13 protein-coding genes and 1 riboswitch are annotated in these 17,758 nt (G+C 67.3%); of the genes, 9 read left to right on the top strand and 4 right to left on the bottom strand.

The window, feature by feature from the left end:
- Window positions 1-725: 725 nt before the first annotated feature.
- Entirely contained in the window at window positions 726-2,225 is a 1,500-nt protein-coding gene (locus tag ACIQ7H_RS16165; RefSeq protein WP_395793351.1) for a tyrosinase family protein, read from the top strand.
- A gap of 258 nt (window positions 2,226-2,483) precedes the next feature.
- Complete coding sequence (locus tag ACIQ7H_RS16160) at window positions 2,484-2,996, top strand: hypothetical protein (RefSeq protein WP_395793349.1); 513 nt, start codon at window positions 2,484-2,486, stop codon at window positions 2,994-2,996.
- 161 nt (window positions 2,997-3,157) lie between these two features.
- On the opposite strand, the gene rsgA is transcribed toward ACIQ7H_RS16160, so the two are convergent.
- Window positions 3,158-4,201 (bottom strand): ribosome small subunit-dependent GTPase A, encoded by a 1,044-nt coding sequence (rsgA, locus tag ACIQ7H_RS16155; RefSeq protein ID WP_395793347.1) that lies wholly within the window; start codon window positions 4,199-4,201, stop codon window positions 3,158-3,160.
- 97 nt (window positions 4,202-4,298) lie between these two features.
- Here rsgA and ACIQ7H_RS16150 point away from each other — a divergent pair, with 97 nt between their 5' ends.
- Window positions 4,299-4,706, top strand: a complete 408-nt coding sequence (locus ACIQ7H_RS16150; protein WP_395793345.1) for a DUF4345 family protein — start codon at window positions 4,299-4,301, stop codon at window positions 4,704-4,706.
- Here the strand turns inward: ACIQ7H_RS16150 and ACIQ7H_RS16145 are convergent.
- Complete coding sequence (locus ACIQ7H_RS16145; RefSeq protein ID WP_395793343.1) at window positions 4,703-7,237, bottom strand: EAL domain-containing protein; 2,535 nt, start codon at window positions 7,235-7,237, stop codon at window positions 4,703-4,705. The genes ACIQ7H_RS16150 and ACIQ7H_RS16145 overlap by 4 nt on opposite strands.
- Window positions 7,238-7,385: 148 nt before the next feature.
- On the opposite strand from ACIQ7H_RS16145, the gene ACIQ7H_RS16140 reads away from it, so the two are divergent.
- The gene (locus ACIQ7H_RS16140; RefSeq protein WP_395793341.1) at window positions 7,386-8,417 is read left to right on the top strand and encodes an aldo/keto reductase; all 1,032 of its coding nucleotides are present in this window, start codon (window positions 7,386-7,388) and stop codon (window positions 8,415-8,417) included.
- Between the two features lie 43 nt (window positions 8,418-8,460).
- Here ACIQ7H_RS16140 and ACIQ7H_RS16135 read toward each other — a convergent pair whose 3' ends face one another.
- Window positions 8,461-9,831 (bottom strand): pyridoxal-phosphate dependent enzyme, encoded by a 1,371-nt coding sequence (locus tag ACIQ7H_RS16135; protein WP_395793339.1) that lies wholly within the window; start codon window positions 9,829-9,831, stop codon window positions 8,461-8,463.
- Between the two features lie 531 nt (window positions 9,832-10,362).
- A complete protein-coding gene (locus ACIQ7H_RS16130) occupies window positions 10,363-10,914 on the bottom strand; it encodes a TMEM165/GDT1 family protein (RefSeq protein WP_395793337.1) in 552 nt (183 codons plus the stop codon).
- 96 nt (window positions 10,915-11,010) lie between these two features.
- Window positions 11,011-11,127, bottom strand: a riboswitch (yybP-ykoY riboswitch).
- A 387-nt stretch (window positions 11,128-11,514) separates the two neighbouring features.
- On the opposite strand from ACIQ7H_RS16130, the gene ACIQ7H_RS16125 reads away from it, so the two are divergent.
- From ACIQ7H_RS16125 to ACIQ7H_RS16105, 5 genes are all read left to right on the top strand, one after another.
- Window positions 11,515-12,786 carry a NupC/NupG family nucleoside CNT transporter gene (locus ACIQ7H_RS16125; protein WP_395793335.1) on the top strand — a complete coding sequence of 424 codons (1,272 nt, stop codon included), beginning with the start codon at window positions 11,515-11,517 and terminating at the stop codon, window positions 12,784-12,786.
- A 3-nt stretch (window positions 12,787-12,789) separates the two neighbouring features.
- Complete coding sequence (locus ACIQ7H_RS16120; RefSeq protein ID WP_395793333.1) at window positions 12,790-13,758, top strand: ribokinase; 969 nt, start codon at window positions 12,790-12,792, stop codon at window positions 13,756-13,758.
- Window positions 13,759-13,880: 122 nt separating this feature from the next.
- Window positions 13,881-15,263, top strand: coding sequence for a leucyl aminopeptidase family protein (locus ACIQ7H_RS16115; protein ID WP_395793331.1), 1,383 nt, complete (start codon window positions 13,881-13,883; stop codon window positions 15,261-15,263).
- Between the two features lie 72 nt (window positions 15,264-15,335).
- Window positions 15,336-16,619 carry an efflux RND transporter periplasmic adaptor subunit gene (locus ACIQ7H_RS16110; RefSeq protein WP_395793329.1) on the top strand — a complete coding sequence of 428 codons (1,284 nt, stop codon included), beginning with the start codon at window positions 15,336-15,338 and terminating at the stop codon, window positions 16,617-16,619.
- Between the two features lies 1 nt (window position 16,620).
- The gene (locus tag ACIQ7H_RS16105; protein ID WP_395793327.1) at window positions 16,621-17,310 is read left to right on the top strand and encodes an ABC transporter ATP-binding protein; all 690 of its coding nucleotides are present in this window, start codon (window positions 16,621-16,623) and stop codon (window positions 17,308-17,310) included.
- Window positions 17,311-17,758 lie beyond the last annotated feature (448 nt).

The raw sequence follows: 17,758 nt of genomic DNA, 5'->3' as shown, positions 1-17,758 counted from the left end.
GGTTCGAAAGAGCCTTGGGCGAGTCGAAGAATCAAAATAGGTGAGCGATAGCAGGCTGAAGGTCCGAAAAAATCGGCTGGGGACCGCCCAGGGCTCAGTTGGTCGCGTTGTTCAGAGCTTCCCTAGGCAATGAAAACGAACTTATCAACAGAACGTATATTCGCGAACCTCCCAAGCTCACTGGAGTGGCCCACTTCGTTTTTGGGGAGGCTGGTTGAAGACTGCATTTGGGACAAAGAGCAGTTCTGGCGACTGCACCCAGCTCTGCTCACGGTAGCTGAGTCTGCACAAGCCTCTTCGGTTCTGGACAGAGAGCTGAGCCATGCCGTCATGAGGCTGCAGGCGCGTGTTCTGGGTGCATTATCGGCACACTACTGCTCTGATGATCTTTTCAAGATATCGAATCTTGCTGATCGAGAGCTCCGAGACTATGCGGAGCGATTCGAGCACGCAACACTTTCTGTTTTCTCAGGCGAAATCTTGCCAGAGTCGTCGTATGACTTGCAGAACCCCTTGCGTATTGAGACTTGACTGCGCCCTCAAAAGGACTCGCCGGTCTCAGCCTCCAGTCACTCCACAACCATCCCCAGTCTGCCGAGGTCTGCCCCAAACCCCACCCCTACCCCGCCAGATCTTGCAGCTGTGCCCATCCGCAGCCGCGTGACACCCTCCCGAAGTTCGGCTGCGTCCGCAGTCGACCTGACCAACTTCGTGAGGGGGCAGCCATGAGCAGGGAACTGGGGCGTCGTGATTTTTTGCTGGGGGCCGGTGCCGGTGTGGCGGCTGGGTTGGTCAGCCCGGGGCTGGCGCATGCGCTGCAGGGCGAACCGGCGGCGGCTGAAGCCGCGGCGGTGCGTACGCGGCGCAATGTAGTGGGCTCGGGGGCGATGGCGGATCTGGATGCGCTGCGCCGGGGCGTGGCGGCGATGAAGGCGTTGATCGAACGCGACCCCAAGGACCCACGCGGCTGGGTGATGCAGGCCTATCTGCACGGCAACTGCAGCGCCTTCACCTTTTGCCAGCACGGCACCTGGTTCTTTGCGCCTTGGCATCGGGTGCTGCTGTTCTACTTCGAGCAGCTGATTCAGCACTTCAGCAACAAGCCTGATTTCGCCCTGCCCTACTGGGACTGGAGCAGCGCGCACAGCGTGCCGGCGACGTTCTACGGCAGTGCGCTGGACGACAGCGTCAGCATCCGCGGCAGCTGCAGCGGCGCGCCGACCGCGGGGCGCGGGCGGGGCGAGAAGGAGTCGTTCTCGAAGACCGACCTCGACACCTATGTCGGCCCGGCGGTGGTGTCGCGCATCCAGTCCAACCCCGACTTCGCCAGCTACGGTGGCGCACAGCGCGGCGGTGGCGAGCTGGAGCGTACGCCGCATAACTTCATCCACCGTTGGGTGGGCGGGCCCAAGCAGAGCAACATGGTGCAGTACTTCTCGCCGCTGGATCCGATCTTCTGGATGCACCACTGCAATATCGACCGGCTGTACTCCGACTGGCTGCAGCGGCCGGGCCACACGGCACCGGTGAAGGTGCCCGACTGGGCCAACAAAAGTTTCAACGACTTCTTCGATGCGCAGGGCAAACCCGCCGGCGGGCAGTGGACCTGCGGGGCGACGGTCGATTCCCGCGTGCTCGGCTATGGGTACGACAACCGCCTGCAGCTGCCAGCGAGCCTATCGGCGCAGGCTACGCGCCAGCCCGCGCTGAGTCTGCGCACGGTGACCACACTTACCGCCGAGCGCGCCGCCATCACGGGCGGCGTGGCGAGCTACAGCGTCGCAGCGGTCACCCGCGCCGAAGACAAGCAGTTGCTCAATGCCGCCGCGGTGGCGCCGCGCCACTACCAGGTGCGCCTGACCCTGCGCGGGCTGAAAACACCGCAGGCGCAGAACACCGGCGTGCACATCTTCATGGGCGGCGGCATCGATGCTTCGGCCGATGTCGGCAGCCCCGGCTACGTCGGCAGCATCACGTTTTTTGACGGCCATGGTGGAGGTGGCAGCGGCCACGACCATGCCGGCCACGGCGATGGCGCGGTGGTGCTGAATGCGACCGATGCCTACCAGAACCTGTACGGCGCCGGCGGCGTGCCGGAGGGCGAGGCCCTGCGCATCAGCCTGCTGACGCGCGCGCTGTATGCGGGCGTGGACAGCTTCGGCGAAGTGGAGGAAGTGCAGCCCGATCAGATCGAGATCGAGCTGCTGGCGTTCGGCGACGCGTAGGGTTGATGGTCAGCGGCGCTGTGGTGTCGCGGGGCGCGGGTGTGCGTCCAGCCGAACGTGTGGTGGGCTCGCAGCGTGCTTTAGCTCTGCGCGCACTGCTGGCATTGAACATCAGCTGCAGCCCAGTCCGTGCTCACTTGCCACGCTTGCGAGTGCTGGCGCCGCCGCCACTGCAAGGAGCGCAGCGCAGGCACGGGCTGTCGACGCTGCGCGCGCAGCCCGGGCGTATGCTCGCCGCAGCCGACATCGGAGCGAAACATGCGCCTGTTCCCGCTGCTCGCCACGCCCCTGCTCGCGGCCTGCGCCGTCAGCGGCATGCAGGCCCCGGCCGTGCAGCTCGGCGCGCAGCCGGTCCGGCATGTGATCCAACTCGATGCCGCGCTACGCGATTGCCTTGTTCGCAGCCTGAGCGACGGCACCACGCCGGTGCTGCGCCTGCATCTGGAATCGATCCACGCTGAGCAAACGCGATCACTGAAAGGCGTGCGCGTGCTGCTCGGCCCGGCCGATGCTGAACTCTCAGACGCCCCCGACGGCGCCCATGCGCTCGGCGCCTTCGTGCTGGGCTTGAGCCCCGGCGAATCCCAGGTCTGGAACCTTGGCCCCCTGCTGATGAAGCAATGGAGCGCGGGCGAGCGCGCGTGGTCGCAGCATGGAAGCCTTCAGCTGCGCTTTCTGCCGGAGCCCTGGGACGGCATGCAGCTGGATGCTGCCTTCCGGCTCGATATCGGACGCGTGCGGGTGGAAGCGTCTGGCTGTGCTGAGGGTTAGCCGCTGGCCGAGCATGCTCGGCTCTTCGGGATTCGGGATTCGGGATTCGGGAAGCGGGAAGCGGGAATCGGGATTCGGAAAGCGGATTTCGCGCAGGCCTCGGCTCTTGCTCAGGCTCGCGGATGCAAGCTCAGCCGTTCCCGCATCTCATCCGCCGGGCATCACCGCCGCCGTCGTGACCCCTGCTGCTCGCGCTGTTTCACCACCTTGCGCGCCTGTTCGAGTTCGCCCTGGAGCTTGCGGTAGTTGCCAAGCGCGCCGGGGTCGAGGGTGTCGTTGTCGAGCGCGGCCTGGACGGCGCAGCCGGGTTCACGTTCGTGCTGGCAGTCGCGGAAGCGGCAGGTCTGGGCCAGGGCTTCGATGTGGTCGAAGCCGGTGCGATCCAGGGTCTCCTCGCCGGTGAGCTTGAGCTCGCGCATGCCGGGCGTGTCGATCAGGCAGCCCCCGCTGGGCAGGCGCAACAGGGCGCGGTGGGTGGTGGTGTGGCGGCCGCGGCTGTCGTTGGCGCGCACCGTATTGGTTTTCTGCCGCTCGATGCCGAGCAGGGAGTTGGTCAGGGTCGATTTGCCGGCGCCGCTCGAACCCACCAGCACGGCGGTCACGCCGGGGCCGAGCAGCGGGTGCAACACCTTGACGCTGTCCAGCGAGCGCGCGTTGAGTGAGATCAGCCGCGCGCCGGCGGCCTGCAATGATTCGACCGCATCCAGTGCCATCTTGGCGTTGTCACTGCCGCACTGGTCGGACTTGGTGAATACGAACACGGCCTCTGCACCGGAGCCGCGCACCAGCACCAGGTAGCGCTCCAGCCGGCGCGGGTTGAAGTCACCGTCGAGCCCGCAGACCACCAGCACCAGGTCGATGTTGGCGGCGATCAGCTGCTGCTTGTAGTGCTCGCCGGCCGCTGCTCGCTTGAGCACGCCGAAGCGCGGCAGCCAGTCGAGAATCAGATCCTCATCGTCTTTCAGCCGCACCCAGTCGCCGACCGCCGCGCGCTGTTCGGGCGGGAAGTTGCCGCGGGTCCACGGCGCCGGCGCCTGCGCGGTGAGTTCGCGCTCGCCGTCGTCGACGACATAACCGGAACGGTGCTGTTCGGTGACGCGCGCCAGCCGGCCTTCGGTGGCCGCGGCCAGGGCCACGGCTGCCGGCGCGTCTTCGCGCCAGCCCATGCTGCGTAGACGGGCCAGCCGTTCGGGATCAATGATCATCCGGCGGATTCTACGTGCAGCGCCGGGCGCGTGCCCTCACCGCAGTTTGATCCGCCCGCCGCCACTGTGAAGGCTCACCCCAGGCTGGACTCTCCGAATGCAACTCGCGCGCATCACACTTTGGCTGGCTGGGCTGTCGTTTATGGGCTTCGGCCTGGCGTTCTTGATCGCCCCGCTGCAGACCCTGGCGTCGACCGGCATCGAGCTGTCCGGTGCGCTCGCCGCCGCCGAGCTTCGGGCCTTCTACGGCGGCTTGGAGCTGGGCTTGGGGCTGCTGATTCTGGCGGCAGACTTACGCCCGGAGTCGCGGCGCTATGGCCTGATCCTGACCGCTGCGGCCTTCGGCAGCATCGGCCTTGCGCGCGCGGTCGCGATGGGGATCGGCGCGGTTGCCTCGCCCTTCCTGTGGTTCGCGCTGTCGACCGAGCTGCTGCTGGCTGTGCTGGCGCTGCTGTCGCTGCGCCGATTGCCGCCTTTGAGTCGCGGGTACGCGGCGCGGACTTAAGTGCTGATCGGCGGTCGCCGCGCGCAAACGTCGGCGATCCACTGCTCAGCCGGCTGCGGCCGCGCAAACAGATAGCCCTGCAGGTGATCACAGCCGGCGTCGCGCAGGAACTCCGCCTGCTCACGGGTTTCGACGCCTTCGGCGACCACACACAGACCCAGGCTGCCAGCCATGGAAATGATCAGGCGCACGATCGCGCAGTCGTTGGCGTCCTCCGGCGTGTCCTTGACGAAGCTGCGGTCGATCTTGAGCTGGAACAGCGGCAGTTGCTTCAGATAAGACAGGCTGGAGAAGCCAGTGCCGAAGTCATCGATGGCAAACCGGACCCCGAGCTCGGCCAGCGTGCGCATGCGTTCCACCGCCTGCACCACGTCATCGATCAACAGGTTCTCGGTGACCTCGAAAATCAACTGATGCGGGTCGGCGCCGGTGCGCGCCAGCAAGGCCTTCACCCGCTCGACGAAATCGGCCTGACGGAACTGTCGCGGGCTGACATTGATCGAGATCGGCAACGCGAATCCAGCGGCCGACAGCTGCACCGCGATCTCGCAGCCGCGGCGCAGCACCCATTCACCGATGCGCAGGATCGCACCGGATCGCTCGGCGGCGCCGATGAACTCGCCGGGCGCCAGCAGCCCGCGCTCCGGGTGCTGCCAGCGCAGCAGCAGCTCGGCGCCGATGCACTCGCCTGCGCAATCGAATTCTGGCTGGGCGAACACGGCGAACTCGCTGCGGTCGAGCGCGTGCTTGAGTTCAAGCTCCAGCTGCACGCGACTGCTGACCTCGCCGCGCATGTCGGCGCTGTAGAACGCGATCTGGCTGCGCCCAGCGGACTTGGCCCGATACAGGGCGGTGTCGGCTTCACGCAGCACGTCGTCGGCGCTGTCGCCGAAGCGCGGGAACAGGCTCACCCCGAAGCTGGCGCCGGCGCTGTGGATGCGCTCATCCAGCACCACCACCTCTTCCAGCGCCAGGCGCAGGCGCTCGACCATCCGCAGCGCGGCGTGTTCGGCGTCTTCCAGCGAATACGCCAGCTGCGGCAGCAGCAGCAGGAACTCGTCGCCACCGGGCCGCGCCACGGTGTCGGCACCGCGGACCAGGCCACCCAGGCGCTGCGCCACCGTGCTCAGCAAGCGGTCGCCGAAGGCATGGCCGCGCGCATCGTTGACGCCTTTGAAGTCGTCCAGGTCGATCAGCACCAGGGCGCCAAAGCCGCCGTCGTCATTGGCCTGCTGCAGGCTGCGGGTCAGGCGCTCTTCGAGCAGACGCCGGTTCGGCAGGGCGGTCAGCGGATCGAAGAAAGCCAGAAATTGCGCCTGCTGCTCGGCGGCCTTGCGCACACTGATATCGGTCAGGCTGCCGACCATGCGCAGCGCAGCGCCGGCCGCATCGCGCTCGACCACGCGACCGCGATCGGCCACCCAGATCTCGACACCGTCGGCGCGCAGCAGGCGGAACTCGGCCGCGTAGCCGGCGTCCTGCTCCAGCCCGGCCTGCACCTTGGCCACCACGTCGGCGCGATCCTCCGGATGCAGGAATTCGAGGAACAGGTCGCGTTGATGGGTGAGCTGCACCGGCTCGATGGCGAGGATCTCGCACCAGCGGGCGTTGTTGTGGACGCGGCCATTGCCGAGGTCCCAGTCCCAGATGCCCTCGCCGGTCGCCGCCAGCACGTGCGACAGGCGCGCCTCGCTTTCGCGCAGCGCGGCCATCGCGCGATTGCGCTCGCCGAGGTCGATGTCGACGCAGAACAACTCGGGCTGGCCGTCGGCGTTCTCCAGCAGGGCATGCGCCGAGAACACAGGCACCGGCCGGCCCTGCTTGTCGCACAGCTCCAGTTCGGCGGAAGGAATCGGCGCGCCGCCGCGCAGCCAGACTTCGATCTCGAGCTTGACCGGTTCACGCATGTCCGGCGGCAGGATCAGGTCTTCCAACTGCTGGCCGATCGCCTCCTCAGCGGTGTACCCGTACAGACGCTCGCTGGCCGCGTTCCACAGAAACACCCGCCGCTCACTGTCGTAGCCCTGCACGGCGATGCTGTCCATTCGCTCCAGCAGCGCGCGCAGACGGCCCTCCGAGAGGCGCAACAACTGCTCGGCCTGGCGACGCTCGCTGATATCGAACAGCAGGCTGGTCCAGACCGTGGAGCCATCGTCGCGGCGGGTCGGCAGGCCCCGCCCCTGCAGCCATTTGGTCTTGCCCGATGGGGTGGTGATCCGCCACTCGTGCACACCGGGCTGCTGCAGACGCGCGCTGTTGGCGATCGATGCGCGCAGGGCTTCAAGGTCTTCCGGCCAGACAGCCGCCCACATGGCAGCCGCGTCGTGCCCGAACTGCTGCGGCGAGAGCTCATAGATCTCGCACAGCCCCGGGCTGACCTGCAGCACACGGTCGCTGCCGTCGGGCAATAGCACGTAGCGGAACAGCGCGCCGGACAGAATGTCCGCCACCTCCGACAGCGCCAGCCTCACCTCGGGCGTCAGCGCGGCGGCGTCCAGCCCGTCGCCCTCGATCCGTTCGCCTGGGGGCACGTTGTGGGTTCCTGCGCAAGGGTGGACTCGGAGCATGCAGGATTCGCGCCGCAAGCTCCATGTCGATAATTCTTCTTAACGATTCCGTGCAGCGCCTGCTTGGGAACCGGCATGCTGAGCAGCCCTTCCCGCAGTGGAGTACCGATCCATGGAACACCGTCAGCTCGGCCGTTCCGGCCTGAAAGTCCCCGTACTGAGCTTGGGCACCGGCACCTTTGGCGGCGTCGGCGAGTTTTTCGGCCGCTGGGGCGCCACCGATGTTGCCGAAGCCCGGCGCATGCTCGACCTGTGCCTGGCGCACGGCGTCAATTTTTTCGACACCGCCGACATCTATTCGGCCGGGGCGGCCGAGGAGATCCTTGGCGAGGCCCTGCGCGGGCGCCGCCACGAGGCCCTGATCGCCACCAAGGCGACCTTCAGCATGGGCACCGGCCCGAACGACAAGGGCAGCTCACGGCATCATCTGATCCGCGCCTGCGAGGCCAGCCTGAAACGGCTCGGCACCGACTACATCGACCTGTATTTCATGCATGGCTTTGATGCGCTGACGCCCGTCGACGAAACCCTGCGCGCGCTCGACGACCTGACCCGCGCCGGCAAGATCCGCTACCTCGGCTGCTCGAATTTCTCCGGCTGGCAGGTGATGAAGGCACTGGCGACCTCGGAGCGCGAAGGCCTGAATCGTTATGTCTGCTACCAGGGCTACTACTCGCTGATCGGCCGCGACTACGAGTGGGAGCTGATGCCGCTGTCGCTGGATCAGGGTGTCGGCACCATGGTCTGGAGCCCGCTGGGCTGGGGCCGCTTGACCGGCAAGATCCGCCGCGGCGCGCAGCCGACCGAGGGCCGCATCGCGGCCGGCGGCGATGTCGGCGGCCCGCCGATCGACAACGAGTTCGTCTATGGTGTGGTGGATGCGCTGGACGCCGTCGCGGCGGAAACCGACAAGACCGTCGCCCAGGTCGCGCTGAATTGGCTGCTGCAGCGGCCCGGCGTGGTCAATCTGGTGATCGGCGCACGCACCGAAGAGCAGCTGCTGCAGAACCTTGGTGCGGTCGGCTGGGCGCTGTCAGCCGAGCAGGTCAAACGGCTGGATGCCGCCAGCCAGCGCACGCCGATCTATCCGTACTGGCATCAGCGCAGCTTCGACGAGCGCAACCCGAAGCCAACCACTTGGTAAGCGATCGGCCGCGGCGGATGAAGCGCCGCCGCGGCCAAGCCGCTCAGCTGGCGCGGCGGCGTAGGTAGTTGAGCAGGTCGATGCGGGTGATCAGGCCGAGGAATTTGTCACCGTCCATCACGATCACCACATGGCCGCGCTGGAACACCGGCAGCAGGCTCTCGACCGCGGAACGCACGTCGACCTTGTCGAGGCTGCTGATCATCGCGGTCGACACCGGATCGCGGAAGCGCGCCTCGTCGCCATAGACGTGCAGCAATACATCCGACTCATCGACGATGCCGACCAGGCGCTCGCCTTCCATCACGGGCAGCTGCGAGACGTCGTAAAGCTTCATCCGCTGATAGGCCACGGTCAGCGCGTCGGTGGGCGCGATCACCACGGTGTCGCGCTGGGCGTACGGGCGCAGGATCAGATCGCGCAGGTCGCCGTACTGCGGGCGCTCCAGGAAGCCGTTGTCGAGCATCCAGTAGTCGTTGTACATCTTCGACAGGTACTTGTTGCCGGTGTCGCAGACGAACATCACCACGCGCTTGGGCGTGGTCTGCTCGTGGCAATAGCGCAGCGCGGCGGCCAGCAGGGTGCCGGTGGATGACCCGCCGAGAATGCCTTCCTTCGCCAGCAGCTCGCGGCCGGCGTGGAAGCTGTCGCGGTCGGACACCGCGTAGGCCTTGGTGACATGGGTGAAGTCCGAGATCGGCGGCAGGAAATCCTCGCCGATGCCTTCGACCATCCAGCTGCCCGACTTCGTGCTCAGCGTGCCCTCGTTGATGTACTGGGTCAGGATCGAACCGACCGGATCGGCCAGGATCAACTCGACCTCGGGCGCGGCCTTCCTGAAGAAGCGCGACAGCCCGGTGACGGTGCCGGAGGAGCCGACGCCGAACACGATCGCGTCCATGTCATGCCCCATCTGCGCCCAGATCTCCGGCCCGGTGCCCTCCTCGTGCGCGCGCGGGTTGTCCTCGTTGCCGAACTGGTTGATGAAGTAGGCGCCGGGGGTCTCGGCGGCGATCTGCGCGGCCAGGTCCTGGTAGTACTGCGGGTGGCCCTTGGCCACGTCGGACCGGGTCAGCACGACCTCGGCACCCATCGCCTTGAGATTGAAAATCTTCTCGCGGCTCATCTTGTCGGGCACCACCAGGATCAGCTTGTAGCCCTTCTGCTGCGCGACCAGGGCAAGGCCGATGCCGGTGTTGCCGGCGGTGCCTTCAACCAGGGTGTCGCCGGGCTTGATCCGGCCGGCCTTCTCGGCGGCCTCGATCATGGTCAGGCCGATACGGTCCTTGATCGAACCGCCGGGGTTCATGGCTTCGAGCTTGAAGAACAGCTCGCAGCAACCGGTATCAAGATGCTGGGCGCGAACCATCGGCGTGTTGCCGATCAGCTCGATGACGCTGTTGTAGATGGGCATGGGGGCGCGGCCGGATGGCCGTTCTGCAGTGGATGTGGCGGTGATGATAGGTGAAGCGGAGATTCGGGATTCGGGATTCGGGATTCGGGAGCGGCGAGCATCGCGCAATCCATAGGGTGGGTCTTGACCCACCGAGGCCGCCATCGCATCGCGTGTTCCGTGTTGCGCATCGGAACCCCACACAGCAGCGACTGATGCCGGGCACCGCAGCGCGGCCCAACACCGGGGCGAGGGTGGAGCTCCGGTGGGTGGAGACCCACCCTATGGGCCGAGCTGCGTAGGTTGGGCCAAGCGCAGCGCGGCCCAACGGCGAAGGCTCGACGCTCGACGCACTCTCCAACACCACGGACGAGGCGGCCTGCGAGCCCGCGACGTTGGGTATCGCCTGCGGCTCCACCCAACCTACACACAGCCTGCTTTGCGCGGCTGCGTAGGTTGGGCCAAGCGCAGCGCGGCCCAACACCGGGGCGAGGGTGGAGCTCCGGTGGGTCGAGACCCACCCTATGGGCCGGCAGAACCCCGAGCGCTGCGCTACAGGACCACCAGCACAGCCAACACCGCAAACAGCACTGCCGCCGCATAGCGCGCCGCCTTCAGCGGCAGCCGATGCGCGAACTTCGCGCCCAGCGCCACTACCGGCACGTTCGCCAGCAGCATGCCGATCGTGGTGCCGATCACCACCATCACCAGCTGCTCGTACTTGGCCGCCAGCAGCACGGTGGCGATCTGGGTTTTGTCGCCCATCTCGGCGATGAAGAAGGCAATGGTGGTTGCGATGAAGGGCCCGAAGCGCGGCTTCGGCGCGTCTTCTTCGTCGAGCTTGTCGGGGATCAGCACCCAAATCGCCATCGCCGCCAGCGATGCCACCAGAACCCAGCGCAGGGCGGATTCCGGGATGTGTGATGCCGCCAAGGTGCCCAGCCAGCCGGCCAGCGCATGGTTCAGCAGGGTAGCGACCAGGATGCCCCAGGCGATCGGCCAGAAGCGCCGGTAGCGCGCCGCCAGAATCAAGGACAGCAGTTGCGTCTTGTCGCCGATTTCAGCGATGGCGACGGCGAAGGTGGAGAACAGCAGGGCTTCCATTCGGAGATCTCGTGGGTGAGGCCGGGTCGATGCAGGCACGCCGACAGACTCCGCACCCGGCCCGGGGCGACGCCTGCCAGCGGTCTCGTCATGCCCAGCCAGGATCACTCCGTAGCTGACTCCACGCGCCAGAGCCTGTCGGCCCAGTGTGTTGACGCGTGGTCACGCGGCCGTGGTGCTGCCCGCGTGCGACTACTCCCCGATGGGGTGGCGAAGTGTAGCCCTGTGCCGCTCCCGTCGATAGCGCGAGCACGACTGGAGCCATGGCTCGGTACGTAGCGGCCGCGGCTCACGTGCTGCGGCGCGCAGCTCGACATCGCGCGGCTGCACCTGGCCCGTTCAGCCGCGGCCGGAGCCATGAGATCTCACGGAGATCCGAACGGGTGATCTTCTGGAGGCATCGACGGGTCAGCGTCCGCACGCGGAACCCGGCGCCGACTCGCAGCCGCGATTGACCGCCGCCTTGTCACCCCGGCTTCACTGCCCTAACCTGCCCCGCCACATCCGCAGGCGGCCCACGGCTTCCGCGGCACCACTACTTCTGGCGGCCGCCGTGCCGCCCGCTTGCACGTCGCGGCCGCGGCCGCCCGGGGGAAACACATGCTGCAGATCCTGTTCGGCCTGTTCGGCCTCGCCTGCCTGTTGGCCATCGCCTGGCTGTTCTCGGAAGCCAAGCGTTCGGTCAACTGGCGGCTGGTCGGCACCGGCATCGCCCTGCAGATCGTGTTCGCCTGCTTCGTGCTGCTGACGCCCTGGGGCGCGACCATATTCGGTGTGCTCAGCGAGGGTTTCGTCAAGTTGCTGGGCTACACCTCGCAGGGCTCGCAGCTGATCTTCGGCGACCTCGCCAAGGCCGAAACGCTGGGCTTCATCTTCGCCTTCCAGGTATTGCCGACGATCATTTTCTTCGCCGCCTTCATGGGCGTTCTGTACCACCTCGGGGTGATGCAGGCGGTCGTCAAAGGCATGGCCTGGGTGATCACCAAACTGATGCCGGTGTCCGGCGCGGAAACCCTGTCGGTGTGCGCCAATGCCTTTATCGGCCAGACCGAAGCGCCACTGGTGGTGAAACCCTACGTGTCGAGCATGACCCGCTCTGAGCTGCTGACCCTGATGATCGGCGGCATGGCCACGATCGCGGGCGGCGTGCTCGGCGCTTACGTGATCATGCTCGGCGGCACCGACCCGGTGGCCCAGGCACAGTTCGCCAAGCACCTGCTGACCGCCAGCATCATGGCCGCACCGGCAACCCTGGTGATCGCCAAGATCCTGTGCCCGGAAAGCGGCACACCGGTGACCTTGGGCAAGGTCCAGGTCGAGGTCGAAAAGACCACCGCGAATGTGATCGATGCCGCCGCTTCAGGGGCGTCCGAGGGCCTCAAGCTGGCGCTCAATGTCGGTGCCATGCTGCTGGCATTCACCGCCCTGATCGCGCTGCTGAATGCGCCGATCGGCTGGCTGGGCGAGATCAGCGGCCTGGCCGGCTGGCTCGGCAAACCGGTCGATCTGTCGGTGCTGCTGGGCTACGTGCTGGCGCCGATCGCCTGGATCATCGGCGTGCCGTGGGCGGATGCCACCACCGTCGGCGGCCTGATCGGCACCAAGGTGGTGCTGAACGAGTTCTTCGCCTACGCGCAGCTGGCCGAGGCCAAGGCCGGTTTGTCGGAGACCTCGATCATCATCGCCACCTATGCGCTGTGCGGCTTCGCCAACTTCAGCTCGATTGCGATCCAGATCGGCGGCATCGGCTCGCTGGCGCCGGAGCGCCGCGGTGATCTCGCACGTTTCGGCCTGAAGGCGGTGCTGGGCGGCTCGCTGGCGACCTTCATGACCGCCACGATCGCAGGCGTGCTAACCCAACTGGCGGGCTGATCCATGGCCGCACGCGTGGTCGTCGTCGGCAGCTACAACCAGGACATGGTCTGGCGCACCGCGCGGTTTCCGGTGCCCGGCGAAACCCGTCTCGGCGCCTTCGACACCGGCCCGGGTGGCAAGGGCTTCAATCAAGCGATCGCCTGTGCGCGCCAAGGCGCGGCGACTCACTTCATCGGCGCGCTGGGTGATGACGCGCTGGCCCGCGGCATGCGCGAGCTGGCGCTGAGTGAAGGCCTGGCCCTGCACTGCGAAACGCATACGGGCCTTTCCACTGGCACCGCTGCGATCCTGGTCGAGGACAGCGGTCAGAACCTGATCGTGGTCGGCCCGGGCGCCAATGCCGCGCTCAGCGTGGCCCACATCGAATCGCAGGCGGCGGTCATCCGCGCCGCGCGGGTGCTGGTGACCCAGCATGAGGTCAACCACGCGGCCTCGCTGGCGGCGCAGAAGATCGCCCGCGCCGCCGGCGTGCTGTGCATGCACAATCCGGCGCCGCCGGTGGATGCGCGCGATCTGGAACTGGTCAAGGGCGCCGACCTGATCACGCCAAACGAGACCGAGTTTGTTCAGCTGCTGAATCTGCGTGGTCTGGATGCGCCACCGGCCGACGCACTGGCCGATCTCAACGATGCCGAGCTCCACGCGCTGTGCCGACAGCTTCAGGTGGGCAGCGTGGTGATCACCCTGGGGGCGCGTGGCGCCTTCGTCTCGCACGTCGGGAGCCTGTTACGCAGCGACGCAACAAGCCACTACCGCAGCGCACCCGAGCGCGTGCAGGCGGTCGACACCACCGGCGCCGGCGATGCCTTCAGCGGCGCACTGGCGGCAGCGATGGCAGGCGCGCCCGATGCGCCATTCGCCGATGCAGTACGCCAGGCCGGACGCGTGGCCGCGCTCTCCACCGAGCGCCACGGCGCGGCGCTGGCGATCCCGCGGCAGGATGAAGTCGAGCGTCGCTTCAAGGTCTGAGCCCAGCAGTGAGGTTTCGCTCACGCCGCGCGCGCACCGCTCGGCCAAGGGTCCTGCCAAAGCGCTACGATTGCCGACTTACGCGCCGCCCCCGACCGTCTCGACCCTCAGGACACCTTTGAATGAACGGATTTGCCCCCGCGGCCGAGGCCGCGCACGCCTGCCCGCTGATCGCCACCACCGCCGAAACACTGCCGGCGCTGCTGGCCGAACTCGGTGACAGCGCGCTGCGCTGGGCGCAGGCGCAGGGCTTTACCGGCGCGGCCGGCGCGACCCTGCTGCTGCCGGCAGAGAACGGCGCTTTTGGCGCGGTGCTGGTGGGCGTCAGCCAACGCAGTGACCCTTGGGCACTGGCCGGACTGCCACTGAGTCTGCCGGAGGGCGTGTACGCACTGGACGCGCGCGGGCTACAGCTGGAGCGCGCCGCGGCCCTGACCGGCTGGGGACTTGGCAGCTACCAGTTCAACCGCTATCGCAAGCCGGTGCGGCCGGCCGCACGGCTGGCGCTGGATATCGGCGACCCGACCCTGGCTGAAGCCGCCGCCCTGCTGCGCGCCAGTCTGCTGACACGCGATCTCGTCAACACGCCGACCGAGCACATGGGCCCGGAGCAACTGGAGAACACGGTGCGTACGCTGGCGCAGGCGCAGGGCGCCCGCTTCAGCAGCATCGCCGGCGACGCCCTGATCAGCGACAACTTCCCGGCCATCCATGCGGTGGGCCGCGCCAGCCATCGCGAGCCGCGCCTGATCGAGCTGAACTGGGGCGACCCGAGCCACCCCAGGCTGGCGATCGTCGGCAAGGGCGTGTGCTTCGATACCGGCGGGCTGGACATGAAGCCCGCCGATGGCATGCGCCACATGAAGAAGGACATGGGCGGCGCCGCGCATGCGATCGCGTTGGCCCAGGCGATCATGAGCCTGCAGCTACCGGTGCACCTGCAGCTGCTGATTCCGGCGGTCGAGAACGCCATCGCGGCGAACGCCTACCGGCCCGGCGAGGTCATCAGAACCCGCGCCGGATTCAGCGTGGAGATCGACAACACCGATGCCGAAGGCCGCATCGTGCTGTGCGACGCGCTCACCTACGCCGCCGAAGGCAAGCCCGACCTGATCATGGATTTCGCCACCCTGACGGGCGCCGCACGCATCGCCCTGGGTCCCGACTTGCCGGCGCTGTTCACCAACCGCGACGACCTCGCTTCCGACTACCTGGCCGCCGGTGAGGCGCAGTCCGATCCACTGTGGCGGATGCCGCTGTGGCGGCCCTACTTCAGCTACCTGAAGTCGGGCATCGCCGACTTCGCCAATGCCGGGCCCTCACGCATGGCCGGCTGCATCACCGCCGCGCTGTACCTGGACCGCTTCGTCGATGCCGGCCGGCCCTGGACGCATGTCGATGTCTACAGCTGGAATGACAGCGACCGCCCCGGGCGTCCTGCCGGCGGCGAGGCACAGGGCCTGCGCGCGGCCTACACATTTCTCGAACAGCGCTACCGGCGCTGAGATTCACGCGGCTTGATCGCCACACTTGCGCAGACTGCGCACCCCGTCCACCCCTGACAGACCCATAGCCCCATGAGCCAGCCCGCCGACCGTTCCGATGCGATGCTCGAAGCGCTGCGCATTCCGCGCGGTGAAGGCGGACCCCGCAAGCGCCGTCGGCGCTGGCCGCTGGTGCTCGGCCTGTTGGCGGCCGCGGTGGGCGGCGCAGTGGCGTTCGGCACGCTGCGCGCACCCGAAGTGGAAACCACTACGGCACGCAGCGCCGCTGAAGCAGGCCCGGCCTCGCTGCTGGATGCCTCCGGCTTCGTAACGCCACGTCGCATTGCGACCGTGTCGTCGAAGATCACCGGCCGCGTGCTGGAAGTGCTGATCGAAGAAGGCCAGCGGGTTGCGGCCGATGAGCTGCTGGCCCGGCTCGATCCGGTCGATGCTGCCGCCCAGCGCAATCTGGCTGCGGCCCAGCTGGATTCCAGCCGCTCGCAGCTGGCAGAGGCGCGCGCTCAGCTCGTGTTTGCGGAAAGTGCGCTGAAGCGCCAGCAGGAACTGTTCGCGCGCCGGCTGACCGCCGACTCGGCGCTGGAACAGGCGCAGGTCGAGCGCGACGCGCGTTCAGCGCGACTGAGCGCCCTGCAGCGCGCCGTGGAAGTCGCCAGCAAGCAGCTCGACGTCGCCGAACTGAGCGTCACCAACACCGAGATCCGCGCGCCGTTTGCCGGCGTGATCGTGGCCAAGGCCGCGCAGCCCGGCGAGATGATCTCACCGGTGTCGGCCGGCGGCGGCTTCACCCGCACCGGCATCGGCACCCTGGTCGACATGGATTCGCTGGAGGTCAATGTCGACGTCAACGAGGCCTACATCGGCCGCGTGCAGCCGGGCATGCCGGTGGACGCCGTGCTGAACGCCTACCCGGACTGGAAGATCCCCGGCAGCGTGATCGCGATCGTGCCGACCGCCGACCGCAGCAAGGCGACCGTCAAGGTGCGCATCACGCTCGACAGCAAGGACAGCCGCATCGTCCCTGACATGGGCGTACGCGTGAGCTTCCTCCAGGCACGCGCCGCCGACGCGCCGCCGCTGCAGGGCGTGCTGGTGGCCGAGCGCGCGGTGGTGCTGGCAAAGCCGGAAGCTGCCGTCGAAGCAGCCGCCAGCGAGGCACCCGCCAGCGCCGACCTCAGCGCCCGCGGCCACGTGTTCGTGGTCGACGGCGAGCAAGTGAGGCGGGTCGAGGTTGAGCTCGGCGAGCTGCGCGACAGCGATCGCCATGTGCTGAAGGGCGTGAGCGCCGGCGATGTGCTGGTGCTGGCGCCGCCAGCGGCGCTGCAGGACGGCGGCCGCATCCGACTGAAGGCGCGCTGAGATGGCAGCGACGCCGCTGGTGCAGATCCGCCAGCTGACCAAGGTCTATGTGCGAGGCAGCCAGCGGGTCGAGGTGCTGCACGGCATCGATCTCGATATCGCCCAGGGCGATTTCGTCGCCCTGATGGGGCCGTCCGGTTCTGGCAAGACCACCCTGCTCAACCTGATCGGCGGCATCGACACGCCGAGCTCGGGCGTGCTGAAGGTCGGCGGCGAGCGCATCGAGAGTTTCAGCGCCGACGAACTCGCCGGCTGGCGTGCGGAAACGGTCGGCTTCATTTTCCAGAGCTACAACCTGATGCCAGTGCTGTCGGCGCAGAAGAACGTCGAGCTGCCCTTGTTGTTGACCGACTTCGGCGCCGCCGAACGCGCTCGCCGCGCCAAGATCGCGCTGAAGCTGGTCGGCCTAGACGACCGCGGCGGACACAAGCCGAACGAACTCTCCGGCGGCCAGCAGCAGCGCGTCGCCATCGCTCGTGCGCTGGTGTCCGACCCCAAACTGCTGATCTGCGACGAACCCACGGGCGATCTCGACCGCCACACGGCAGATGAAGTGCTGACGCTGCTGCAGCGGCTCAACAGCGAGTTCGGCAAGACCATCATCATGGTCACCCACGACCCCAAGGCCGCGGAGTACGCGCGACGCACGGTGCATCTGGACAAGGGGACGCTGGTGGGAGTGCCGGGCTGAGAGAGCATGTGAGAGCCATCCGCCTACCGCGGCCGCCGCTGGATACCCTCGCCACGGCGTCTGGGTTCTTTCACACGCGCTGAGCGGAGCTTGCTCTGCTGCTGTTCGGGCTCAAGACCACCAAGGCTGCAGCCGGGCAAGCTCGGCTCTTCAGGCAGACTCAATCCCACGTTGAGGGGCACCTGACGCACGAAGGACGAGCACTTGGGCTGCTGCTTCTTGTCAGCGTCTCAGGCCTGTGTTGCACGCCGCGTGTGCCCATTGGCCACTGTTGCATACGTTTCTGTTGCTTGAGCGATGGCACGTGCGGACACCGTGCCGAGACCAGTGAGGACTCCCGCGAAGCTGAGCGACAAAGCGATGTCGACGAACCGGTCGCCAGCGTGCCATTCAGTGGATCGACCATTCCCCACTCGGCGGACCGACCCTCCTATGCGCTCGTCTTCAG

This window comes from Aquimonas sp., assembly GCF_044377145.1.
Lineage (GTDB): Bacteria > Pseudomonadota > Gammaproteobacteria > Xanthomonadales > Xanthomonadaceae > Aquimonas.
The sequence above is the reverse complement of the archived record's forward strand: the minus strand, read 5'-3'. Positions and strand labels throughout refer to the sequence as shown.